A 23,978-nucleotide genomic window follows, 5' to 3' on the forward strand; every position below is an offset into this window, starting at 1 on the left:
TCATCACCCGGAAATAGTTTGTTCATATTTTTTTCATACATTTCTCCTACTATATACATATCGGATAACCGGTTCTAAAGAAGGCTGGTTTTACAAGATCTGACACCCACACGGAGGAACAGACATGAACTTTATAAAAAGAGCCTTTTGGAGCATGAAGGCAAAAAAGGGAAAAACGTTTTTGCAGCTGGTTGTGTTTTCAGTGATTTGCATTTTTGTCCTGTCCGGTCTTACGATCCAGTCAGCGGCAAAGAAATCAAGCGAACTGGCAAGGCAGCAGATCGGCGGGAGCGTCACACTCCAGGCTGACCGCCAAAAGCAAATGGCGCAGCAGCAAAAAGACGGTGAAAAGAGGACGTTTGAATCAACGCCGATTTCCGTCTCTGATGCCAAGAAACTTACATCTTTACAGCACGTTAAAAATTACAACTTCCTCACGACAGCGTCAGCAAACGCAGAAAGCTTTGACGCGATAAAAAGCTCAGGCGAATCAGCCGATAACAGCTCCGGCGGAAGCCGTTTTCAAGGCGGCGGAAGACAGATGATTTCAGCGGATATTTCGGTCGAAGGCGTGCTCTCTACGGCGCTGCTTGATGATTTCACAGGCGGGAGCTCAAAAATCACTGATGGCCGCGCCATCACAAAAACAGATGCGGACGCAAAAGTCGCAGTGATCAATGAAACGCTGGCAGATCAAAACAAGCTGAAGGTCGGCGGCTCCATTACAGTTTCCTCAGCAGCGGATGATTCTGTGAGTACAAAGCTTAAAATTGTGGGAATTTATAAAACAACATCATCAGGAGACGATCAGGCAGAGCATTTTTCATTCTTAAACCCTGACAATAAAATCTATACGCCTTACACCGCAGCTGCGGCGTTAAAAGGGTCTGATAACAAAAACAGAATCAGCTCAGCCGTTTATTATATGGATGATGCAAAATATATTGACTCATTCGTTGCGGCTGCGAAAAAAACATCTATAGATGATAAAACCTACACGCTGACGACAAATGATCAGGTGTATCAGCAAATGGCCGGCCCGATTGAAAATGTCGCGTCATTTTCTAAAAACGTGGTGTACCTTGTATCCATCGCGGGCGCGGTCATTCTCGGATTGATCGTGATGATGTCGATCAGGGAACGCAAGTATGAAATGGGTGTCTTGATGGCGATCGGCGAAAAGCGCTGGAAGCTCATCGGACAATTCTTAACGGAAATTCTGATTGTCGCGGTTATCGCCATCGGGATCGCATCCGTCACGGGCAGCCTTGTGGCGAATCAGCTCGGAAATCAGCTTCTTTCCCAGCAGGTCAGCTCAGCCGATGATTCCCAGCAGCAAACAAGCGGCTGGGGCGGAGGAGAAATGCCGCGGGGAGACGGCATGTTCGGTCAGCATTCATCCGGTGCAGATGTCATCAGTACAATGCAGGTAAACGTTTCGCTGAATGACCTTCTGATTCTCGGCGGGATCGGCGTCGCAATTGCCGTCATCGCCACATTACTGCCGTCTGTATCAGTCATGCGGCTTCACCCTAAAACGATCCTGACCAAGCAGGAATAAGAGGAGGCAGCATAATGAGCCTATTAACCTTTCAACAGACCGGCTACTGGTACCAAGATAAATCACAGCCGCTGTTTCAGGATATAACGATCAGCTTTGAAAAAGGGAAGTTTTATACAATTGCCGGCGCCTCCGGAACGGGAAAAACCACGTTTCTGTCTCTGGCGGGCGGCCTTGACACACCTAAAGAGGGAAGCATCCTTTATAACGGAGAAGACATCTCCAAAATCGGATTAACCAAATTCAGAAATCAATATGTCTCTATCGTCTTTCAATCTCATCATCTGATCCCGTATATGACGGCGCTCCAGAACGTCACAACCGCGATGGAGATTACCGGATCTAAGGAGAACAACAAAGATGCGTCCGCGCTCAGCATGCTGGATAAAGTCGGCATCACCGAACAGCAGGCCCGTCAGCGGGTGCTGACATTAAGCGGCGGACAGCAGCAGCGCGTTTCAATTGCGCGGGCTTTCTGCTGTGATACGGATCTGATTTGCGCGGATGAGCCGACGGGAAACCTCGACGAGGATACGTCAAAGGAAATCGTCCGGCTCTTTCAGGATCTGGCGCATAAAGACGGCAAATGCGTCATCATGGTTACGCACGACGAACAAATTGCCAAAGTGTCTGATATCAACATCCGCTTATCAAGAGGAAGTTTCACGGTCAAAGAAAACGGCACGGCCGTTTCCTGATACCGCGCCCCTGCCAGCGCAGACAGGGGCGCACCCTATATCCCCCTATTCAATAGAAGTGAACGTAAAAAGAGCCAGGGCTGCATCCCCTCGCTCTTTTTATTTATATCAGCTGTAAATAACGGTCAATATTTGATTGTCCGGCTGCTTTGATCAATTCTTCCGCCTTTTTCTCTTCTCCCGGCAAAGCGAGCCGGAGCTTGTCTTCAATGTCTTTTTCAGAAAGACCGTTTCCCGGCGCTCCCCTTGGACAGTCGATACGTGCTTCATAGACATGACCGCCGGAAACCGTGACCCGTACAATTGTAAAACGGCCCTTCGGAACGGCGTTGTCAGCCGGCTGAATTTGGTCATCGCAGCTGCGGTGAATCCGCTCAAATCCTTTTTGAAGGGATTGCGGAATCGGCTCGGATGTGAAATGTTCAACTGAAAAATCCTTACCGTGCAAAGCTAAGGTGATCACATATTCTACGCTGAACCGACCCGCTTCGCCTGTTTTCGGACGCCGTTCTGTCAATGCGGCGTCCCCGCCCGGCGGATAAATCACGTCAATCCGTTCCGTTTGGCCGAAAGTGAGACCATGTTCGGCCTTCAGCTTGAGAATGGCGTCCGCCGCATGATGGGCCGCCGAGCAAAACGGATAAACCTTAAACCAAAGTCCCGGACTCACGATCCGCCAAGGGTTTCCCCACCCGTTTACAAGCAGGGTTTCTGCCCGTTCAAGATCGCCGTACAGTCCGAAAAAACCTTTCTCCCCGTCGAGCGCATGAGCTGAGCCGCCGAAACCGGCCTTTGCAAGCTTTACGGCGAACACCCCGGCTTGAGCGGCCAGGCCGGCGTGGAGCGGCTTCATTTCTGTCCCGAATTGCATTCTCATGCCTCCGGAACGGGCAGCTGCAAACCCGATTGCTTTCTGTAATTGGGTTTGATTCAGATTCTCCGCGAATCCGACGGCGCATGCGGCCGCAATGGCACCTAACGTTCCTGTATTGTGCCAGCCTTTCTCGTAATGATGCCTTCCAGCTGACTCGCCGAGCCGCGCCATCACTTCGATTCCCGTCACATAAGCACCGAGAAAACGGCTCTTGTCTATCCGGCCGGCTGATGCGGCTGCAATCAAAGCCGGAAGGATGACCGCGCTCGGATGTCCTCTTACATCAGAATGAACATCGTCAAAATCAAGCGCATGTGCGATGAAACCGTTAATGAGCGCGGATTGGGACGGCGTGGTTTTTTGATTTCTGCCGATAAGCGGCGCTATCGGCATCCCGCCTTCTTCTTCGGCCAGTTTTACCAGCTTTTCAACTCCTGTATCCCGTCTCCCCGCAAAAGCTGCCGCTGTAAAATCAAGCAGTCCTTTGCGCGCTTCTTTCATCGCTTCGGCGGATGTTTCCGGCACAGACGACATGACGGCCTGAGCAAGTCCGGCCGTCAGATTTTCCGTATTCATTCCGTCTGCTCCAATACATTGACGGCAAGCCGGGCGAAAAACTCAGCCGCTTTCGGAAGCGCTTTTTCGTCGAGTGTAAAGGCTGGATGGTGCCATTCTTCTGTTCCGTTTGTTCCCATCCAGACGAAGAAGCCGGGGATTTTTTCTTGATATAATGCGAAGTCTTCGCCGCCGGGCGACTGTTCTGCCCGAACGGTTTGAAGTCCGAGGCTTTCAGCCGTTTGTTCCGCCGCCTGTATGAATCGGGCATCGTTCATCACTGACGGCAGGTAAGGAAACCAGCGGAAGTCAGCCTCTGCCCCGAATCCGGCCGCGATTCCTTCGGCAACCCGCTTCATATGTTTCGGAACAGCGTCCCGCGCTTCTTTTTGAAACGTCCGGACGGTTCCTTCCATTTCAACATGGTCCGGAATGACATTCCAAGAACTGCCCCCCTGAACTCTTGTGATGCTGACGACGGCATTGTGAAGCGAGCTGATGTTTCTGCTGACAATCGATTGCAGGCCGCCGATGATCTGCCCTGCCGCCTGAATCGGGTCAATGCTGTTGTCGGGGATTCCGGCGTGGCCGCCTTTTCCTTTCACGGTGATTTCAAAGCGGTCGACACTCGCCATAAGCGGGCCTTCTTTCAGACCGACCGTGCCGACGGGGAGGTCAGGTTTGTTATGCATGCCGAATATCGCCGATACACCGTCAAGCGCGCCGGCTTCAATGACCTGTCTTGCTCCGGCGGCGATTTCTTCCGCGGGCTGAAAAATAAACCGCACCGTTCCTTTCAGCTCATGCTTTCTCTCATTTAATAAGAAAGCCGTGCCGAGGATAGATGCCGTATGGAAATCATGGCCGCATGCGTGCATCACGCCGCTGTTGCGCGAAGCAAACGGAAGGTTTGTTTTCTCTTCGATCGTCAGTGCGTCGATGTCCGCTCTGACGGCGATGACGGGGCCGCTTTTATCTCCTTTGATTTCAGCGATCACTCCGGTTTGAAGTTTCGGCACATCAAGAACCGTGATTCCTTCTTCCTCCAGCCAGCGGCGGATTTTATTCGTCGTTTCGAATTCCTCGCCTGACAGCTCAGGGTGTTCATGAAGGTCGCGGCGGATATTGATTAAACGTTTGTTTAATGATTCATACGTTTCATTTGCCATTTCTTCTTCTTCCCTTCTTAGACAAGTTCGGCAGGCTCTCCCACTTGCTTAATGAATTTTTTCGTCCGTTCGTTCTGCGGATTGTCAAACAGCTCCTCCGGCGTTCCCTGTTCGATGATGCGTCCGTCCGCCATAAAAATAACTTTGTCGGCTACTTCACGCGCAAAAGCCATCTCATGCGTGACGATGATCATGGTTGTCTGTTTTTCGGCAATTGATTTGATGACTTGGAGCACCCCGGCTACAAGCTCAGGGTCAAGGGCCGAAGTCGGTTCATCCAGTAAAATCGCGTGAGGATCAACGGCCAAGGCTCTCGCAATCCCGATCCGCTGCTGCTGCCCGCCTGACATCGTAATCGGGTAGCTGTCCGCTTTGTGTTCTAAACCGACTTGCCGCAGCAGGTCCATACCGATCTGTTCCGCTTCTTTTTTCGGTTTCTTTTGCGCGGTGATCAGCGCCTCTGTCACATTTTGCAGGGCGGTTTTGTTTTTGAACAGGTTGTAATTCTGAAACACCATCGCCGTCTGCTGGCGAAGCTTGTGTACGTCTTTGCGCGAATAGGACGCTGCATTCAGCTTTGCATCGCCGATTTCAATGATGCCGTCATCCGGGCGCTCCAGCAGATTCAGACAGCGGAGGAGCGTTGATTTTCCCGAGCCTGACGGGCCGATGATGGCCGTAACTTCGCCGCTTTTGATCTCAAGATCGATCCCGTCAAGTACGGTAAGGTCTTTAAATGCTTTTCGAATATGTCTGACTTGTATCATCCTGAGCCTCCTCCTATGTGCGATAAGGCTTGCTGATCGCCCGTTCGAGCAGATCCTGCAGCACACTGTAAATAATCGTAAGAATCCAGTACATGACCGCGACGGCTAAATACGTCTCAAAATATTTGAGGTTGCCTGATGCGTACATTTTTCCTTGGGCGAACATCTCCATCACACCTAATGTAAAAGCGAGCGATGTTTCTTTTAACAGGCCGATAAACGTATTTCCCGTCGCGGGAAGCGCGTTTCTGACGGCTTGCGGGAAAATGATCCGTCTGTACGCCTGGGATTTTGTCATTCCGACAGACAGACAGGCTTCAAGCTGCCCCTCATCGACTGAGTTGAGCGCCGCGCGGAAGATTTCAGCCAGGTAGGCGGCATTCTTCAGGCTTAGCCCGATAATCGCCGCAGTTAACGCCGTCATCTTGCTCATCCCGGGAAAGAGCTGAGGCAGGCCGTAATAAATTAAGAAAAGCTGCACGAGCGTCGGCACGCCCCGGAAAAATGAAATATACACCTTTGACAGCTGGTGAAGCACAGGAATACGATTTTTTGTGATAAGCGCTAATATAAGGCCGCCGATCACGGCAAATACCATGGCCGCGACGGCCATTAGTAATGTGATCGGCAAGGCTTCGATTAACGCGGGAAAAGCTGAAAACATAAATCCCCAATCAATGCTGTTCATTCTCGATTTTCACCGCCGTTTCTTATTGCTTTGCTTCCTTTGTGATATCTTCGTTAAAGTACTTTTCAGACAGCTTTTTCAGCGTGCCGTCTTTCCGCAGGTCTTCAATGGCTTTGTTTACTTTTTTGCGGATTTTATCGTGAGCCGCATCTTTCGCAAACGGGAAAGCGACTTTTTCATAGACAATCGGGTCTCCTGCTAATTTCAGAGGCAGACCGGTCTTTTTGATCTGGGCGATCAGGACGCTGCGGCTGTTTACATAGGCGTCAACCCGTCCGTAAGCCACGTCTTTCAGCGTACCTTCTTGTGTTTCATATGTTTTTATGTTGATTTTTTTATCCGGGTCCTTGCTCTCAAGGTTTTTCGCGTGGTTTGAGCCCAGAACGGCCGCCACTGTTTTTCCTTTCAGATCATTGACTGATTTGATGTCTTTGTTATCGTTTTTGACGACGATTTGAGTGCCCGCATACGAATACGGTTCTGTGAAGTTATACGTTTTCTTGCGTTCGTCCGTGACAGCGACCTGGTTTGAGATGGTGTCGAGTTTGCCGGTCTGGAGCTCGCCCATCAGTCCGCTGAATTCAAGCAGCTTCCAGTCCAGTTTCATGTTGATTTTTTTCGCTACGGCTTCCATGACATCCACGTCAAAGCCTGTCAGCTTGCCGTTTTCTTTATATGCGAACGGATAGCTTTGTCCCGTGGCGCCGACATGCAGCACGTTATCGCCGCCTTCGCTTTCTTTTCCGTTTCCGCATGCTGTTAAGACCGCCAAAAGCGCGGCAGACAGCAGCAAAGCCCATGTTTTCTTCTTCATTGAAATCCCGCCTTTTCCTATTAAAATGTTAATCCTGCAATTGTTTTTTTAAATAGATGGTGATGTGGCCTTTTCCTAAATCCTTTTCGCCTGCGCGGACGTAGCCTTTCCGCTCGTACATGCCGATCAGCCACGGATGCTTGTCCGCTGTGCCCAGTGACACGAAAGGCGCTTTTAATGTATCGCGGAGCACTGTATTCTCCAGCCACTCCAGCATGTCTGAGCCCGTCCCTTTTTTTCCGGTTTCAGGATCGACGGCGAACCACCAAATATGAGGGACACCGTACGGCCCGGGATTCGGCCCCCACGGCATCCGCAGAGAAATCGTCGCCAGAATCCGTCCGTCTTCCTCCAAAACGTAACAGGCGTTTTTCTGTATGTTAGTTAATACGAGTTCTTTATCCGCCGTGGCAGCGGCAAAATTGATGCCGAGCTTGCGGATCGGTTCATACGCCCGCAGTGTCAGTGAAAGCAACTCATCAGCGTCTGCCTCCGTTGCAAGCCGGTATTGTCTTGACATGATGAGCCCTCCTTTAGTCGGCATATCGGTTTGCCGGTTTTTCCAGTCCGAAATGTTCTCTGAGCGTCGTTCCTTCATACTCTTTTCTGAACACGCCCCGTTCTTGTAAAATCGGAATCACTTTGTCTACAAAAAGAGTGAGACCTTCAGGCAAAAGCGGCGGCATGATGTTGAAGCCGTCACAAGCTTGTTTTCCGACCCATTCTTCCATCTTATCGGCAAGCTGTTCAGGCGTTCCGACAAAGATATGATGGCCTCTTGAACCCGCCACATATTTGTACAGCTCGCGGATGGTCATGTTATCGCGTTTGGCCATCTCCTGAACGAGCTTGAACCGGCTTTTAACGGCATTCGACGCATCCGCATCCAATTCAGGCAGCGGGCCGTCAAGCGGGCAGGCGGAAAGGTCGACGCCGCCCAGATAGTTTTGCAGAATGTTCAGGCCGACAGACGGAATGATGAGATCTTGGAGCTCTTCATATTTTGCCTGCGCTTCTTCCTCGGTATCGGCGATAACGGGAAAGATCCCCGGCATGATCGCGATTTTTTCAGGATCACGGCCGAAAGAAGCCGCTTGTTCTTTAATAGATTGATAGAATTCCTGCGCGGACTCCAAATGATTTTGCGCGGTGAAAATGACCTCCGCCGTTTTGGCGGCCAGCGCTTTTCCGTCTCCTGATGATCCGGCCTGAATAATGACCGGGCGCCCTTGAGGTGTGCGGGCGACATTTAACGGCCCTCTCACGGAGAAATATGTTCCTTTATGGTTCAATTCATGCATTTTGTCTTTATCGAAAAATGCTCCTGATTCTTTGTCACGGATAAAGGCGTCTTCCTCCCACGAATCCCATAATCCTTTGACGACTTCAACGAATTCTTCCGCGCGCTGATATCTGAGATGGTGCTCAAGATGCTTTTCGCCGCTGAAATTAAGCGCGGTCGATTCAATCGAAGATGTGACGACATTCCAGCCCGCGCGGCCGTTGGAAAGATGATCAAGCGATGCAAATTGTCTCGCGATATGGAACGGTTCGCTGTATGTGGTAGACGCGGTCGCCGTCAGACCGATGCGGGATGTGACCTGAGCGAGCGCCGACAGCAGCGTAAACGGCTCAAAGCGCGTCAGCACATTCGGATGTGATTTGCCGTCTATTGATAAACTGTCCGCCAAAAACAGCATGTCCAATTTCCCCCGCTCAGCTGTTTTCGCCAGTTCTTTGAAATAATCCAAATTCATGCTCGCGTCCGCCGGTGCCTGAGGATGTCTCCAAGAAGCGACATGATGGCCGGTGCCCGCGAGAAACACACCGAGTTTGATTTCTTTTTTCTTTGTCATGATGGATCTCCTTCTATTCTGAAATACGGTTCGGAAAATATTAACACCACTAAACCTATATTTCCTAGTAATTTTATAAGAATAAATCAAAATGTACAATTGTCACGCAAGTTTGTCAATGCATTAAGACAAAAATCATGATTTTAAAAATAACCCGGCGCACCGTCCGGGTTATTTCTTCGAAACTGTATAGACGGTCCCTTTGACCTTTTTCTTAATAACGGCAATGATAAGCAGCAAAACGGGGAACAGCACTTGAAACGGAAGATGAATATAGATCGGCACAATGTTTAAGCCTTCATTCATGTGTTCCGAAAAATTGCTTGCGATGCTGATGGAGAGAATCAGCACCCCCAATCCGACCGGAAAGGCCAGCTGAGACGGATTTTTTTCTTTAAACAGCGTGGACACACCCACGACAACCGCATATGTAAAAAGGCTGACTTTGAAAAAACCGCCGATGACGAGCACGAGCATGAAAAAGACATCCAGCCGGTCTAAAAACTCTTCTACTTTAATCGTCTGTATGGTGCTCAGCAGCGGAAATTGAGAGCGGAGCATTAAGTTGACGTCCAGCACACAAATATTAATCGCCACTGACATCGCCAAAAACAGCCCGCTGATGATAATCGCCAGAAATCCGGTTTTCTTCACCTTTTTCCGATCTTTTAAATAAGGGAAAATCATGACAAACACGATTAATTCACCGAACGGGATGAACATCGTCTGTTTAAACACGGAATAAATGACCGTTCCTGCACCCTCCGCTAAAACGGGCTGGAGAAATCTGAGGTTTATCGTGCCTGAGCTGATAATGAGGATCAGCCCGACGGCTGTCAGAAAATACATAATGCCAAACAGCAGCTCGCCGGCTCTCGCTATCACTTCAATACCCTTTCTGACTGCAAATATCGCGGCGATCATCAGCATGGCATTCACAATTAAAAGCGGCGTGTCCTGGTAGGCGAAGGTGACAAGCATTTCGCCAAAATCCCGCAATACGCGGGCCGCGATATAAGAAAAATAGAGAATATAAAGAAGCGAGACCGCCCAGCTCAGATGTCTGCCGATCAGTTCGTTCATGTAATCTCTCGGAGAAGACTCAGGAAAAAATTGATACAGCGCCTGATAAACGTAGAAAAGTCCGAGACCGATAACGCACCCGAGAAGCACGGACAGCCATGCATCCCGCCCGGCCATCGTGCCTGGCGGGATCAATAACGAACTGCCCAATTCAAACAAAATGATCATAATAAACAGCTGACGCGTGCCGATTTTCGCATTTTCCATACGCTTCGCTCCTTTCTCCTCAAATCAATCATGCTCAAGCTTGTCTGAGAGAGGATTATTCCGCAAGCCCGTTCTTCTGATAATGACTTCCGTTTTGACATCTACGGGGAGATTGGGGAAATATTCTTCATCCCACTTCCCTTTGAACTTTTTCCATTTGTCCGGATGCTTCCGATAGATCAGGTCTCCGAAGCCGACGAAGTCATTCTTACGGGCTTTTATATCTTCAATTGATTTGGTGATATCTTTGTCAAGCTGCACGCTGAGCGCCTTTTGCATCGTCATCAGCACTTGCGGATCAGACAGATGGAAAGGGTATCTGACAGCGTCCACCAGCCCCTCGACCTGAGCATGCACGTGAATATGCGGTTTTCCGTTCGGAAAAGTGGCCGTCACCTTTGTATTCTGGCGGGTGACCTGCAGACTGATTGCGTGCTTCACATTCTTCCAATCCGCATTGATGAACGTATGCTTGATCCTATTGAGCAGCCATACAGCCCCCACACTGTCGTCATCCTCAATCCAGTAATCCAGCCTCCCATCCTTTTTGAACACCGCCAGTCCGTCCGCTGACAGCACTGCTTTCGGTTCAGTCGTCTGCGTATTTTCCATCGTAGGACCGGCTTTATCGTCTCCGTGCATTTCATAACCCGGAATAAACGGCGACCCGGCCGGAGAAGCGAGATCAATCAGAACGTCCTGAAGGCTGGTTTTAATGACTCTGCCGTATTGTTCCTGCGTGAAGCTGAGCGTCTTGTTCACTTTATTGGAAGGGATTTTATCAATCGGCGTCAGCACTTTAATAATGTCTTCAGCCTTGCAATTATGCGCGATCACCGCGGTTGCGGTCGTCCTGAATTCGGTGTCGCGGTCAAGATTGTCCAGAATAAAACTGAGCCCTTCCTCTTTCGCCAGCTTTTCACTGAACACCACGAGATTCGTATGCGCAAAATAGAGCCTTCTGGACACTTTCATCGAGCCTTTTCTCAAAGCTTCCGTCATATTGTCTCCGGACACCGAATAGACGGAAACCGGAGGCCGGTCTCCCGCTCCGCCGCCCTGCAGACCGCCGGCCACGTTTCCCGGATTGATAATTTGCAAGTGAAGGACGTATTTTCCCGTTTCAGTCCGGTCAATACCGATGGCGGAGATCACAGCCAAATCAGTCAGCTCCCTTTTATCCCAGCATCCGGATACAAACATAAGGGAAACCATCGTACAAAGGATAAGTATCCATTTACGTCTTTTCATTACCGTCGCCCTCTTCTACATCTTTATTAACCATCCCTCTGGATGTCTCCGGTTTCGGTCTTTGATGTTCCCCTTGGCGCCTGTTGTTTTCCTGCACGAGCAGTTCCGGCCTTTTTTCATCTGCCCATAACGGAGCGCGGAGGATGGAATCCTTCAGCCCGCCCGGGGTCAAAGGAGCGAGCGGGGACATATACGGAAAACCGAATGAACGCAGGCCGCACAGATGGACGAACATCATGATAATGCCCAGAATCAGCCCGTAAAATCCCATGACCGCCGCTGACAGAATAAAGAGAAACCGGATCAGCCGCGCGGATATCGCCATGTCAAAAGCCGGGGTCGCAAAGCTGGCAATCGCCGTCAGCGCGACGACGATAACCATGGCCGGGGAGACGATGCCGGCCTGTACGGCGGCCTGGCCGATGACAAGCGCTCCGACTATGGAAACGGCGGAGCCGACAACTCTCGGAAGCCGGACACCCGCCTCCCTGAGAATCTCAAAAGCCACTTCCATCGTCAGCGCTTCAATCACGGCCGGGAACGGCACCGTCTCCCGCTGAGCCGCGATGACAATCAGCAGCTGCGTCGGAATCATTTCCTGGTGAAAGGTCGTCGCCGCCACATAAATCCCCGGCGCCACCAGTGAAATGAAGAAAATCAAAACCCGCAGCACCCTGATGCTTGTGGCGATATCAAATCGTGAATAATAATCCTCAACGGATTGAAAAAATTGAATAAATAAGGCCGGCGCGATGAGAACGAACGGCGTTCCGTCCACGATAATCGCAAATCGTCCTTCCAGCAGATTCCCCGCCACGACGTCCGGCCGCTCCGTATGATATACGGTGGGGAACACAGAAAACGGCGCGTCTTCAATGAGCTGTTCAATGTAGCCGGATTCCAGGATGCTGTCGATGTCAATGTGCTTCAGCCGCTTGCGGACTTCCTTAATCAGCTTTTTATCGCAAATTCCGTTAATATACATCAGCGCGACATCCGTATTCGTTTCGTGTCCGATCTCCATTTTTTCAACCCATACATCAGGCGTTTTTACATACCTGCGGATCATGGAAATATTGGTTTGCAGAGATTCAGTGAATCCCTGGCGCGGGCCGCGGAAAGAGACCTGAGTGCTCGGCTCTTGAATGGACCGGTGCTCTCCCCCTTCCGTGCTGGCGATCAGCGCCTTGTCAGCCCCGTCGACAAAAATGAGCGTGCTGCCCGCCACCAGCCCGGCATAAAGGCTTTTCCATTTTTCTTCCTCTTTCACCCCGCCGATCGCAAGCGTTTTATCGTATATCAGGCAGACCGCTTGTTCCGGCTGAACGGACGGGATATCGATTAAATCCTCCAGAAGGGATTGGCTGACAAGCTGTTCGTCTACCAAACCGGCGATATACACGATTGCGGCCGGAAGCTCTTCTTTTCCGATTTTCAGCCGGCGGATGACGACATCGGCACTGTTGCCGAACCTCTCAGACAGCTTCTTCATATTTTGCTTTAAGCTGAGGGAGATCGGCTCATCCCGCTCTTTGTCCGGCTGGCTGTCCGCTTCTTTTCTGCTTTCATTGTCACGGTCGTTTTGATCGGCTTTTTTTTGTTTCCTCTGCTTAAAAAATGGCGGCATATCGCAAAAAACCTTTCCTCGTTTTTTTCATATTCTTCCTGTACGGCAAAAGATTATGCACGGCGGAAAGTCTGTATAAGTTCTGCGTAATCGAAAAGGATAAAAAGGGAGAGTGATGCGCATGAAAATATTGGGGGTTTCATTCTTTTTGCTGACTGCCTGTCTGATCATTTCAGTAACGGTGGATATGCTGCAAGGTTTCAGTTTCTATGGAGCGGTTCAAAACAACCTGTCCGCTTTTAAATTGACCACCTTCTCAGAATGGCTGATGCTGTTTTTATTCGCCCTCTTTTTAATCAGAGAAATGATCGCTTTATATAAATCAGGTAAAAAAGATGCCTGACAGGCGCAAGGCTTTATTGTGTCAAAAAAGAACACATTCCTCCTTCTCTCGGAGTTCATGTGTTCTTTTTATTTTTCCGGCGCAGATGTTCTCAGATGACGATATTTCCGCTTTCCGTATCTGTCGCGTGCTTCACAATGACGCCTTTGATAATGCGGTTGCCGATGATTTTAGTACTTGCGGAGGAGCTGGTTTGGATGGCGGAAGCAGAAGCGGCGGAAAGGTTGTTGATGGTATTGCCCGAAACGAGGGAATTGGAGGCTCCGTTCAGATAGATGCCGATCGGGCTGCCCGCTGTTCGGTTGATCGTGAGCGTATTGTCTATGACTTCATGCGTGCCTGAGTTCAGATACACGGTAACGATAAGCGGTGATGATTCAAAGCGGTTGCTGATGACAGAGGTTCCCGAGGATGTTGAACTGAATACGGGATAGTTTTTATAGTTCTTAAAGAGATTGCCTTTGATGACAGCCCCGGCGTCATTTGTCACAGATACGGCATAGGACTCCGCGGCGCCCTGATACGCATTCGGAAGGAGCGTATTTCCTTCAATAACGGCATTTCCGCCTGTGACCCATATGCCCCGGCTGAACGATTTCAGCACATTTTGTTTTACAATGATACTGCCGGCCGACATGCTGATTCCGTCTGTCACCTGATTCAGAGTGTTATTCGTAAAGACGGCGTTCTCCGAAAGCGTCGCCCGCATCCCCGTGCTTCGTCTCGTTTCGGAACGTCCGTTTTCAATGACATTGCCGTCAACGGTCACATCTTCTGCCTGATAGACGGAAATGCCCGTATTTTCAAATTGATTAATTTTGTTGTGGGTGACGAGGACGCTTTTTCCCCTTACATCTATTCCGGTGGAAAACCCGGTAATCAGATTGTTGGAAATGACGGCATTGCTGCTGTCCTGTCCTTGTGACACACCTTGTCCGGCGACTGCGGTCCTTGAGCCGCCGTCTGACCGAAAGAAGACATTCCCCGTAATGACGGTATGCGCCCCATACCCGTAGCTGATTGTGTTATCGGAATGATTTCCTTCAATTAACACATTATATCCGTTAAAATTGGTGACTGAGCTTGCGGCGTTTCCGGAAAAGAAGTTGTTGCGGACCGTAATATGAAGAGCTTCTTCATAATCAATATCGCCTTCTCCGTACGATTCAATATCGATTCCGAATTTCGGAGCCGTTCCGTTCCCTTGCCCGGCGTCTTCAATCACGCATTCTTCCACCGTAACGGTATTGCAGCCGGTGATTGAAATGTTGTTCCGCCTTGACTGCCTGATCTCACAGCAGCGGATGGTCACCTGTTCTGAAGTTTCGTAATCACTGTTTGTTTTTAACCCGAGCGGGCTGACAATTATACCGTCTCCCGTAAAATCTGAAATCTTCACATTTTCGATCAGCACATTGCTGCTGCCTTCAATACAGATTCCAAACCCCCATTCATGGGTCGACCGCAAAGGGACATTGGTATACGTGTGTTCATCCCGTTCCCCGATGATCCGGCCGCCGGTGATGGTGACATTTTCACGCCTGCCTATATAGAAAGCCGAGTAGCCCCAGGAGCTGTTCGGCGCCACTTTAATCGTGCATTCCGGATCTAAAACGATGGTGAGATGGCTCGGCACGTTAATCCCGGCGTTCCGAAACGGCTGGCTTTTGTCCCCGCCAAGCGTGCCGTTGATTTTATACGTTCCGGGCGGAAAAAACACCGTATGACAGCCTTCGCTGACGGCTCTGGCCAAGCATTGGTTGATGGCGCCCGTCACATCGGTTTTTCCGTCTGCCGCCACACCGCAATCCGTAATATCCAATATACGATTCGGCAAGTGATAATCTCCTCCTTCCTCTCTTATTGTCATCTTATTCCGCCATATCCCGCTCCGCCTGTACATACTTTAAATTTTATTAAAAAAGTTTATAAAGATAGTTTAGTCAGATAATATAACAAAATAAGTCATTGGAATCAGGAAAATTCGTCTATATTCACCGTTTTAATATCTTTTCATTCTGGAATTTTTTGAATTCAGTATAAATTATATTGACACAAGTATTATATAAGAATATGATTTTTGTAATACACTTTTTTAAGAAAGGGTTGGCTCAGGTGGCATCTATTGATAAGGAATCTATAACAGAAACTGTGCCGCAACGAGGCTTTTTCGGTCATCCCCGCGGCTTGTTCACACTGTTTTTTACCGAATTTTGGGAGCGTTTCTCCTACTATGGTATGAGAGCCATATTGCTTTACTATTTATACACGGAAGTCGCTCATGGCGGTCTCGGCTTTGATAAAACGACCGCAGTTGCCATCATGTCCATATACGGATCTCTCGTATATATGTCGAGCGTCATCGGCGGATGGCTGGCCGACCGGGTATTCGGCACGGCAAACACCGTATTTTACGGCGGAATTTTAATTATGTTCGGGCACATCGCTCTTGCCTTCCCCGGCAGCACGGCGGCGTTTTTTACCAGCATGGCTCTGATCATTATCGGAACCGGCCTGCTTAAACCAAACGTATCCAGCGTTGTCGGAGATTTATATACGAAGGAAGACGAGCGCCGCGACTCAGGTTTCAGCATCTTTTACATGGGGATCAACCTCGGCGGATTGCTTGCGCCGCTAATTGTCGGAACACTCGGACAGAAGTACAACTACCACTTAGGCTTCGGATGCGCCGCGGCCGGTATGTTCCTCGGACTGATTGTTTTCGCTCTTACGAGAAAGAAATACCTCGGCAAAGCAGGCTCCAATGTACCGAATCCGATTTCTAAATCATCAGTGATCGGCACGGGAATCGGAGTGGTCATCGCAGCAGCCGTTATTATTGTTCTGATTCAAACCGGCTGGCTGACGATCCAGCGTGTGATTGACACCGTCAGTATCCTCGGCATTGTCATTCCGGTTATTTACTTTATCGTGATGTTCACAAGCAAAAAAGCGACGAAAACGGAAAAATCACGGCTTGCGGCTTATGTTCCGCTGTTTATTGCAGCGGCAATGTTCTGGGCGATTCAGGAGCAGGGCGCGACGATTCTAGCTTTATATGCGGATCAGCGCACGAGACTTTCCTTTGCGGGCATGCATCTTGAGTCTTCATGGTTCCAGTCTCTGAACCCGTTATTCATCGTTATTTTCGCGCCGGTGTTCGCGTGGATCTGGATGAAGCTCGGCAAACGCCAGCCTTCAACACCGATTAAATTCGCGATCGGCATTATCCTTGCCGGATTATCATTTTTAGTCATGGTGCTTCCGGTTATGGGCGGAAGCGGCGAGCTTGTGAGCCCGCTTTGGCTTGTGCTCAGCTTCCTTTTGGTTGTGCTTGGTGAGCTTTGCCTTTCACCGGTCGGTTTATCCGTCACAACGAAACTTGCGCCTGCAGCTTTCTCAGCGCAGACGATGAGTATGTGGTTTTTAACAAACGCCTGCGGTCAAGCCCTGAACGCAAAAGTAGTCGGTTTGTTTGATAAGATTTCTGAAGCGGCCTACTTCGGCTCAATCGGTCTTGTTTCGATCATTCTCGGTATTATTTTAATTCTTCTGTCTCCCGTCATTAAACGGGCGATGAAAGGCGTACAATAAAAGAGAAGCCTGCGGAATCGTCCGCAGGCTTTTTTTGTGCGTCTATCGTTTTAACTCCTCAAGTGTTTCTCTCCATCTCTTCAGGACATCTTCCGGTTCGTGGAGCTGGATGGCCGGTCCTGATGTCAGATCCGCGTATTTCGCCCGATCTTCCTTGACGGTGATCACGCGGCAGCTGAACCGTTCCCGCTCGTGTTTCGCCTCTTTCAGCGGCGGAAGCGCCTTACATTCCAATGTGACGTAATATGCGGCTCCTCCGTGCCAGGCGATGAAAAGAGCTTGTCCCGAATGCAGCAGGCTTTTTACGGTCGTCGTGTTTTTCCATAAGGCGAGCCGGAGATTTGTTCTGCTCACGGCCGCGATTTCACCGGCGCTGATCATGGCCGCGTGCGGACGGCCTTCTTTTGTCACGGATTGGAGCACAAATGCGTCGTGCTGCTTTTTTTCAAGTTCCGTTCCGTCTAAAAGCGCGTAAAGCGCCTCCGGCAAGTGCTCCGTCAGCATTACGCTTTTCTTTCCGGGACAGCGGGAACATGTGTGGCCGTCTCTGTTTCTTTCGGATCGATTTTAAATGCCGGGTTGAATGCCGCCGGATTCGTGATGCTTTCCGGTTCACAGGATCTCCATGTAAAAAAGCAGGTTTGGCATTGGTATATTTCCCAAGCGCCTTTGACCGGCGATTGGCTGACGGTTTCTCCTTTTTGCGATTCACAGCGCGGGCATGTTTTCATAGTAAACTCATCCTTTCTTATTGATTCATTAAGTCCATCAGTTTTTGTTCCCACTCTTTCGTTGTCAGCGGGGAATCAAGCGGCTGCGAATAATGGCCTCTTGTTTCCGGCGCGACAGGCGTCGTGGCGTCAAGAATCATTTTGTGTGTCATCCCTGCCGGATCAGACCCCGGGTCAAGCGGAAGGACGGACAGATCAGGAATGATGACTGCATCGTGTTTCGGATGCATTTTCGTTGAGAGCGCCCACATGACTTGCGGCAGGTTAAACGGATCGACATCCTCATCCACGACAATGACCATTTTGCAGTAGCCGAGTCCGTGCGGCGTCGTCAGGGCGCGCATGCCGACGGCCTTGGCAAATCCGCCGTAGCGCGTTTTCGTGGAGATAATGGCGATCAGCCCGTGTGTATACATCGCATTCACGGCGACGATTTCGTTCGGATAGGCTTCCTTCAGCTGCTGGTAAAGCGGCACGCACGTATTAATGCCGATCATATAATCGCACTCCGTCCACGGCATGCCTAAGTATAAATGTTCAAAAATCGGATTGTTTCTATGATATACCCGTTTGATTTTGATCACCGGCATGCTGCGGCCGCCTGAATAATGGCCCGTGAACTCACCGAAAGGTCCTTCGTATTCCCGTTCTCCCGCAAGGATCTCTCCTTCCAGAACGACTTCAGCGCCCCAAGGGATGTCTAAATCAGACAATTTAGATTTAACGATTCTGTAGGGCTCCCCTTGAATCGCGCCGGCCATTTCATACTCGGATTGATCGTATAACAGCGGAGTTGATGCAGCCGTCGTAATCACCGGCTCACAGCCGAGCGCGATCGTAACAGGAAGATTCACGCCGCGTTCTTCAGCTTGGCGAAGATGAATCGCAATATCATGCTGAGGCACGGGCTGAATGCCAAGGCGGTCTTTTCCCTTTACCTGCATTCTGTAAATACCGACATTCTGCTTGCCGAAATTGTCCGGATCTTCAAGATCGCGGGAAATGACGCACGCTTTATCCAAATAGTAGCCGCCGTCCCCCTGGTTGATTCTGAATAGCGGAAGGATGTCAAATAGATTGATATCTTCCGTTATTTCATTTTCATGAAACGGCGCGGTTTCTTCCCGTTTGACCGGCACCGGAAATGCATCGTACCGTTTGGCAAACTCAAAGAATTGTTCTTTAACAGGCGTATCTTTCGGCATGCCGAGCATCATCGCGTGATTCGGCCACGAGCCGATGACATTCAGAGCCACCTGCGCATCGTGATGTCCGTAAATATTGTTAAACAAAAGCGCAGGGGTTTTATCCCCGAGATTGCTGGCTGCACGCGCGGCGGCGCCCAGGTCCGGCTCCGGTTTTACCTCTTCGTTGACGGTTAAGAGCTGCCCTTCTTTTTCAAGAGCGGCGAGAAATTCCCTAAAATCCTGATAGGCCATTATCAGATTCCTCCTTTTTGTTTTTCAATTCCGTACCACCGTTTCGCTTCCGGCAGACGGATGCCGAACTGATCGAGCGTCCGGAACACAATATGGTCTATCAATTCATCCATGTCAGCCGGCTTGTTATAGAATGCCGGCATCGGCGGAAGAATGACGGAACCCATTTTTGTAAGCGCTAGCATATTTTCTAAATGGATTTGGCTGAGCGGCGTTTCTCTTGTCAGCAGCACAAGTTTTTTCCGCTCCTTCAGGATGACGTCAGCCGCCCTTGTCAGCAGATTGTCAGCCATTCCGGTGCGGATGCTTGCCAGTGATTTCATGCTGCACGGAGCGATGATCATCCCGTCCGTTTCAAACGAACCGCTTGAAATCGCCGCTGCCTGGTCTTTGTGAGAATACGTATAGGATGCGAGTTTCTCGACATCTTTTAACGTATAATCGGTTTCATGTGTAATGGTGACATTTGCCCAAGGAGACACGACAAGATGGGTTTCGATCTCCGCGGCTTTTAAATATTCTAAAAGCCTGATCCCGAATATGGCTCCCGTTGCCCCGGTCATTCCGATGACGAGCTTCATATTGACCCCTCCTTTACGCTTGAAATGTGGTGTCAAATCCATCATACTCCTGATATATCCATATGAAAAATATTCGTTAAATCTATGTATCATACCTTAAAGGTATAAAAGAAAGGAGCGAGCGTTCTCATGGATATTCGGCAATTGCGTTATTTCATCACCATTGCCCAAGAGCAGAAAATCACGACGGCCGCCAAAAAGCTCCATATGGCACAGCCGCCTTTGAGCCGACAGTTGAAACAGCTCGAAGAAGAATTGGGCGTCATTCTGTTTGACCGCAATAAAAAGAAACAAATGACCCTCACATATGAAGGAAACGTCTTTTTGAAAAGAGCAAAAGAGATTCTTCATAAGTTTGAGGACGCTATAATCGAGGTACAAGAGCTGAAGGAGGAGGTGGCCGGGACACTTGCCGTCGGGTCAACCATTTACTGCGCAGCGCTTATGCTTGAGAAAGTGTCACAGATGAAAGAGCGGTTTCCGCATCTCACCTTTAACATTTGGGAAGATGAACCCGTCTCACTGCTCGAGCTTCTGGAAACCCGGCAGATTGACGCCGCCGTCACCACCACCTTGATTAAAAACGACGGCATTGAATCGAAGGAGCTTGAAGACATTCCGTGTGTATTGGTGCTGTCCGAGCATTCAAAACGACTGTGCGGAGAAACGATTAAACTGAATGACATCGCCTCTTTGCCTCTGATCCTTTTGCGCACCGTCAATGGAAGAGGTGTGTATGACCAAGTCCTCCAAGTTTGTGAACAGTACGGTCTCGACCTCCAGGTTGTTTGTGAATGCCATGACTCCGCGACGCTCTTGAGCCTTGTATCATCAGGATTCGGCGCCACAATTCTGCCTTTGACGATGATTCCCGTCCATATGCGCTCGCATGTCAAAACGGTTATCATCGAAGACAACCCGTTTGTCATGACACCGGCCGTCATCTGGAGAAAAGACAGCTACCTGCCGAAGCCTGTCAGACAGTTTTTGGAATTATTTTGATCCGGAACACGATGAATTCCCGCTTATGAAAACCAATTACTTGACTCATACTAAAAAAAAGTTATCCTTTACAATTGGGAGCTATTTTTTCTCAATAAAACTACTCAGAAAAGTGGGGAATAAAGAAGATGAAAAAAGCATTATTCGCTTTGTTCATGATGGTCAGCATCGCAATGCTTGCAGCCTGCGGAAACTCACAGGACAGCGGATCTAAGTCAAAAGACGGCGATCTTTGGGCTTCTGTCAAGAAAAAAGGCGTACTGACCGTCGGTACAGAAGGAACGTACGAACCGTTTACCTTCCATGATAAAAAGACTGACAAACTGACCGGATATGATGTTGAAGTGATTCAAGAAGTCGCGAAACGCCTCGGTCTGAAAGCTGACTTTAAAGAAACACAATGGGACAGCATGTTTGCCGGTTTAAACGCGAAACGGTTTGACGTCGTCGCCAACCAAGTCGGCAAAACAGGCCGTGAGAACCAATATGATTTTTCTGATAAATACACAACGTCAAATGCAGTCGTCGTGACGAAAAAAGACAGCACGATTGCGAAAGAGGCTGATGTCAAAGGAAAAACAGCGGCTCAGTCATTAACAAGCAATTACAATAAATTAGCGAAAGAAGCCGGCGCGAAAATTGAAGGCGTTGAAGGCATGGCGCAATCCCTTCAGCTCATTCAGCAGGGCCGCGCTGATCTGACTTACAACGATAAGCTTGCCGTACTGAACTACTTAAAAACGTCCGGCAATAAAAACGTGAAAATCGCGTTTGAAGCAGGCCAGCCGCAGCAGACATATTTCGCATTCCGAAAAGGAAGCGGCGAACTTGTGACTCACGTCAACAAAGCGTTAAAAGAAATGAAAGAGGACGGGACTCTTTCTAAAATAGCGAAAAAATGGTTCGGCGAAGATGTTTCTAAGTAACATGCCGGAACCCGTGATTGCAACAGCCATTCCGTGGGATTTGGTGCAGCAGTCATTCTGGCCGATTCTTTCCGGGGGAATCTATTACTCGATTCCCCTTACCATTCTTTCCTTTATTTTCGGAATGATCATCGCGCTGATTACGGCGCTCGCCAGAATGTCAAATATGAAACCATTGAGATGGGTGTTCAGCGTATACGTATCAGCGGTGCGCGGCACTCCTCTTCTCGTTCAATTGTTCATCATTTTTTATCTGTTCCCGACATTTAATATTACGCTGGACCCTTTCCCAAGCGCAGTCATCGCGTTTTCATTAAACGTGGGCGCCTATGCTTCTGAAATCATCCGGGCATCTATTTCATCCGTGCCGAAAGGGCAATGGGAAGCCGGTTATACGATCGGCATGACCTATCGAAAGACATTGTTCCGCGTGATCCTGCCGCAGGCGTTTCGCGTGTCCATTCCGCCATTATCAAATACATTTATCAGCCTGATCAAGGATACATCTCTCGCGTCACAGATTCTCGTCGCGGAGCTGTTCAGAAAAGCGCAGGAAATCGGCGCGCAAAACCTTGATCAAATCTTGGTCATCTATATTGAAGCCGCCTTTATCTATTGGATCATCTGCTTCTTGCTGTCAATCGTACAGCATGTGATCGAACGGCGTCTCGACCGTTATGTGGCCAAATAAGGAGGTTTCGATATGCTTTCCGTCAAAGGATTAAATAAATCATTCGGACAGAATGAAATTTTAAAAAAGATAGATATGGAGATAGAAAAAGGGAAAGTCATCGCCATTCTGGGACCGTCCGGTTCAGGAAAAACGACGCTTCTGCGCTGTCTGAACGCGCTTGAGATCCCCAATCGCGGCGAGCTGGCATTCTCCGATTTTTCAATAGATTTCTCCAAAAAAGTGAAGCAGGCTGATATTCTCCGCCTCCGCCGCAAATCAGGCATGGTCTTTCAGGCGTATCATCTGTTTCCTCACCGCACGGCGCTTGAAAACGTCATGGAAGGACCCGTTCAAGTGCAAAAGCGCGACAAGGAGCAAGTCAGAAAAGAAGCGATAGAGCTTCTGGAAAAAGTCGGACTGAAAGACAAAATGGATTTATATCCGTTCCAGCTTTCCGGCGGTCAGCAGCAGCGGGTCGGCATCGCCCGCGCGCTTGCGATTCAGCCCGAGCTGATGCTGTTTGACGAACCGACGTCAGCACTTGATCCGGAGCTGGTCGGCGAGGTGCTCAAAGTGATTAAGGATCTGGCGAACGAAGGCTGGACGATGGTCGTCGTCACCCATGAAATCAAATTCGCGCAGGAAGTGGCCGATGAAGTCATCTTCATTGACGGCGGCGTCATTGTGGAACAAGGACCGCCGGCCCAGATTTTTTCCGCGCCGAAAGAAGAACGCACGCAGCGGTTTTTAAATCGTATACTGAATCCTTTGTAGGAGCCGGAGAAGAAGCGAAACACTGATTTCGCTTCTTCTTTTTTTGGGCGGTTATGCTACAATGACAATTAATGAATGTTATGAAAGAAGGGACCTCTTTGAAGCGGGAATTCTTGATGCGCTGGACGTTTTATTTTGCCGGTCTGTTGATTTTGTCTTTCGGGGTATCGTTAACCATTAAAGGAAAAGCTCTCGGCATCAGCCCTTGGGATGCCTTTCATTATGGGCTTTTTCAGCATTTCGGGCTATCTGTCGGCCAATGGTCCATCTTGGTCGGCGCGGTCATCGTGGCTTTAACCTGCCTGTTCACGAGGACGCTCCCGAAAATCGGCGCTATCTTAAACATGGTGCTGATGGGAATGTTTATTGATTTCTTCTCGTTTCTGCTTCCTGAGGCGCACGCTTTTTCCTTAGCGGCCGTGTTTTTTTCTATCGGATTGCTGCTGATCGGCTGCGGCGTCGGTATTTACGTATCAGCAGGGCTCGGCGCGGGCCCCCGGGACTCTCTGATGATGCTGATATCTGAAAAAACGGGCTGGAACGTGCAATGGGTGCGGAACGGCATTGAGCTGACGATTCTTGCCGCAGCCTGGGTGATGGGCGGACCGATCGGCGCCGGAACCATTATTACGGCTGTTTTGACGGGGCTGATTCTGCGTTTTTCTTTGCCGCAGTCCTCTAAACTGTTAACATACGCGATCTCCGGGCGGGCAACGTCCGTGCATTAAAAACAAAGCCGAAACGGTTTTGTTTTTTTATTTTCGG

General features: G+C 49.5%; 24 protein-coding genes. 9 read left to right on the forward strand and 15 right to left on the reverse strand.

Features of this window, described 5'->3' with window-relative positions:
- Window positions 1-124: 124 nt before the first annotated feature.
- Together C5I45_RS17660 and C5I45_RS17665 are read left to right on the forward strand one after the other, a co-directional pair.
- Window positions 125-1,561 (forward strand): ABC transporter permease, encoded by a 1,437-nt coding sequence (locus C5I45_RS17660; RefSeq protein WP_107994543.1) that lies wholly within the window; start codon window positions 125-127, stop codon window positions 1,559-1,561.
- Between the two features lie 14 nt (window positions 1,562-1,575).
- Window positions 1,576-2,259, forward strand: a complete 684-nt coding sequence (locus tag C5I45_RS17665; RefSeq protein WP_015388709.1) for an ABC transporter ATP-binding protein — start codon at window positions 1,576-1,578, stop codon at window positions 2,257-2,259.
- 103 nt (window positions 2,260-2,362) lie between these two features.
- On the opposite strand, the gene C5I45_RS17670 is transcribed toward C5I45_RS17665, so the two are convergent.
- The 10 genes from C5I45_RS17670 to gerKA form a co-directional block, all read right to left on the reverse strand.
- On the reverse strand, window positions 2,363-3,709 hold the full coding sequence (locus C5I45_RS17670) for an MmgE/PrpD family protein (RefSeq protein ID WP_107994544.1): 1,347 nt from the start codon (window positions 3,707-3,709) through the stop codon (window positions 2,363-2,365).
- The gene (locus tag C5I45_RS17675) at window positions 3,706-4,857 is read right to left on the reverse strand and encodes a M20 peptidase aminoacylase family protein (RefSeq protein WP_107994545.1); all 1,152 of its coding nucleotides are present in this window, start codon (window positions 4,855-4,857) and stop codon (window positions 3,706-3,708) included. The genes C5I45_RS17670 and C5I45_RS17675 overlap by 4 nt, the downstream gene beginning before the upstream one ends.
- Window positions 4,858-4,874: 17 nt before the next feature.
- Window positions 4,875-5,624 (reverse strand): amino acid ABC transporter ATP-binding protein, encoded by a 750-nt coding sequence (locus C5I45_RS17680; RefSeq protein WP_003156349.1) that lies wholly within the window; start codon window positions 5,622-5,624, stop codon window positions 4,875-4,877.
- 13 nt (window positions 5,625-5,637) lie between these two features.
- On the reverse strand, window positions 5,638-6,312 hold the full coding sequence (locus tag C5I45_RS17685; protein ID WP_003156350.1) for an amino acid ABC transporter permease: 675 nt from the start codon (window positions 6,310-6,312) through the stop codon (window positions 5,638-5,640).
- A 22-nt stretch (window positions 6,313-6,334) separates the two neighbouring features.
- Window positions 6,335-7,126 carry an amino acid ABC transporter substrate-binding protein gene (locus C5I45_RS17690; protein ID WP_024084882.1) on the reverse strand — a complete coding sequence of 264 codons (792 nt, stop codon included), beginning with the start codon at window positions 7,124-7,126 and terminating at the stop codon, window positions 6,335-6,337.
- A gap of 28 nt (window positions 7,127-7,154) precedes the next feature.
- Complete coding sequence (locus tag C5I45_RS17695) at window positions 7,155-7,646, reverse strand: GNAT family N-acetyltransferase (protein WP_015388710.1); 492 nt, start codon at window positions 7,644-7,646, stop codon at window positions 7,155-7,157.
- Window positions 7,647-7,659: 13 nt separating this feature from the next.
- Window positions 7,660-8,985: an LLM class flavin-dependent oxidoreductase gene (locus C5I45_RS17700; RefSeq protein ID WP_029326230.1), complete on the reverse strand. Its 1,326-nt coding sequence runs from the start codon at window positions 8,983-8,985 to the stop codon at window positions 7,660-7,662.
- A 168-nt stretch (window positions 8,986-9,153) separates the two neighbouring features.
- Complete coding sequence (locus C5I45_RS17705) at window positions 9,154-10,272, reverse strand: endospore germination permease GerKB (protein WP_003156357.1); 1,119 nt, start codon at window positions 10,270-10,272, stop codon at window positions 9,154-9,156.
- 24 nt (window positions 10,273-10,296) lie between these two features.
- Window positions 10,297-11,523 carry a Ger(x)C family spore germination protein gene (locus tag C5I45_RS17710; protein WP_003156359.1) on the reverse strand — a complete coding sequence of 409 codons (1,227 nt, stop codon included), beginning with the start codon at window positions 11,521-11,523 and terminating at the stop codon, window positions 10,297-10,299.
- Window positions 11,510-13,150, reverse strand: coding sequence for a spore germination protein GerKA (gene gerKA / locus C5I45_RS17715; RefSeq protein WP_058906561.1), 1,641 nt, complete (start codon window positions 13,148-13,150; stop codon window positions 11,510-11,512). The genes C5I45_RS17710 and gerKA overlap by 14 nt, the downstream gene beginning before the upstream one ends.
- Before the next feature lie 121 nt (window positions 13,151-13,271).
- Between gerKA and C5I45_RS17720 the strand changes: the two genes are divergently transcribed.
- The gene (locus C5I45_RS17720) at window positions 13,272-13,493 is read left to right on the forward strand and encodes a YczF family membrane protein (RefSeq protein WP_003156362.1); all 222 of its coding nucleotides are present in this window, start codon (window positions 13,272-13,274) and stop codon (window positions 13,491-13,493) included.
- Between the two features lie 91 nt (window positions 13,494-13,584).
- Here the strand turns inward: C5I45_RS17720 and C5I45_RS17725 are convergent, their stop codons facing one another.
- Window positions 13,585-15,330, reverse strand: coding sequence for a right-handed parallel beta-helix repeat-containing protein (locus C5I45_RS17725; protein ID WP_079890897.1), 1,746 nt, complete (start codon window positions 15,328-15,330; stop codon window positions 13,585-13,587).
- Window positions 15,331-15,608: 278 nt separating this feature from the next.
- Here C5I45_RS17725 and C5I45_RS17730 point away from each other — a divergent pair, with 278 nt between their 5' ends.
- Window positions 15,609-17,087 (forward strand): peptide MFS transporter, encoded by a 1,479-nt coding sequence (locus C5I45_RS17730; RefSeq protein ID WP_003156366.1) that lies wholly within the window; start codon window positions 15,609-15,611, stop codon window positions 17,085-17,087.
- 42 nt (window positions 17,088-17,129) lie between these two features.
- On the opposite strand, the gene C5I45_RS17735 is transcribed toward C5I45_RS17730, so the two are convergent.
- Genes C5I45_RS17735 through C5I45_RS17750 form a run of 4 tightly spaced genes read right to left on the reverse strand, consistent with a single transcriptional unit; the run spans window position 17,130 to window position 19,874 of the window.
- Window positions 17,130-17,591, reverse strand: a complete 462-nt coding sequence (locus C5I45_RS17735; RefSeq protein ID WP_058906559.1) for a hypothetical protein — start codon at window positions 17,589-17,591, stop codon at window positions 17,130-17,132.
- Entirely contained in the window at window positions 17,591-17,818 is a 228-nt protein-coding gene (locus C5I45_RS17740) for a non-oxidative hydroxyarylic acid decarboxylases subunit D (protein ID WP_003156368.1), read from the reverse strand. Before C5I45_RS17740 ends, C5I45_RS17735 begins: the two co-directional genes overlap by 1 nt.
- Before the next feature lie 17 nt (window positions 17,819-17,835).
- A complete protein-coding gene (gene bsdC, locus C5I45_RS17745) occupies window positions 17,836-19,257 on the reverse strand; it encodes a phenolic acid decarboxylase BsdC (RefSeq protein WP_003156369.1) in 1,422 nt (473 codons plus the stop codon).
- A gap of 2 nt (window positions 19,258-19,259) precedes the next feature.
- Window positions 19,260-19,874, reverse strand: coding sequence for a non-oxidative hydroxyarylic acid decarboxylases subunit B (locus C5I45_RS17750; protein ID WP_088005476.1), 615 nt, complete (start codon window positions 19,872-19,874; stop codon window positions 19,260-19,262).
- Between the two features lie 93 nt (window positions 19,875-19,967).
- On the opposite strand from C5I45_RS17750, the gene C5I45_RS17755 reads away from it, so the two are divergent.
- From C5I45_RS17755 to C5I45_RS17775, 5 genes are all read left to right on the forward strand, one after another.
- The gene (locus C5I45_RS17755) at window positions 19,968-20,840 is read left to right on the forward strand and encodes a transcriptional regulator BsdA (protein WP_003156371.1); all 873 of its coding nucleotides are present in this window, start codon (window positions 19,968-19,970) and stop codon (window positions 20,838-20,840) included.
- A 128-nt stretch (window positions 20,841-20,968) separates the two neighbouring features.
- The gene (gene tcyA, locus C5I45_RS17760) at window positions 20,969-21,766 is read left to right on the forward strand and encodes a cystine ABC transporter substrate-binding lipoprotein TcyA (RefSeq protein ID WP_003156373.1); all 798 of its coding nucleotides are present in this window, start codon (window positions 20,969-20,971) and stop codon (window positions 21,764-21,766) included.
- Entirely contained in the window at window positions 21,753-22,457 is a 705-nt protein-coding gene (locus C5I45_RS17765) for an amino acid ABC transporter permease (RefSeq protein ID WP_003156375.1), read from the forward strand. Before tcyA ends, C5I45_RS17765 begins: the two co-directional genes overlap by 14 nt.
- Window positions 22,458-22,469: 12 nt before the next feature.
- Window positions 22,470-23,213, forward strand: a complete 744-nt coding sequence (tcyC, locus tag C5I45_RS17770; RefSeq protein WP_003156376.1) for a cystine ABC transporter ATP-binding protein TcyC — start codon at window positions 22,470-22,472, stop codon at window positions 23,211-23,213.
- Window positions 23,214-23,293: 80 nt separating this feature from the next.
- Complete coding sequence (locus tag C5I45_RS17775) at window positions 23,294-23,941, forward strand: YczE/YyaS/YitT family protein (protein WP_077723128.1); 648 nt, start codon at window positions 23,294-23,296, stop codon at window positions 23,939-23,941.
- Window positions 23,942-23,978: the final 37 nt, after the last annotated feature.

It is taken from the genome of Bacillus sp. ZY-1-1, from assembly GCF_003047165.1.
Classification (GTDB): Bacteria; Bacillota; Bacilli; order Bacillales; family Bacillaceae; genus Bacillus; species Bacillus velezensis.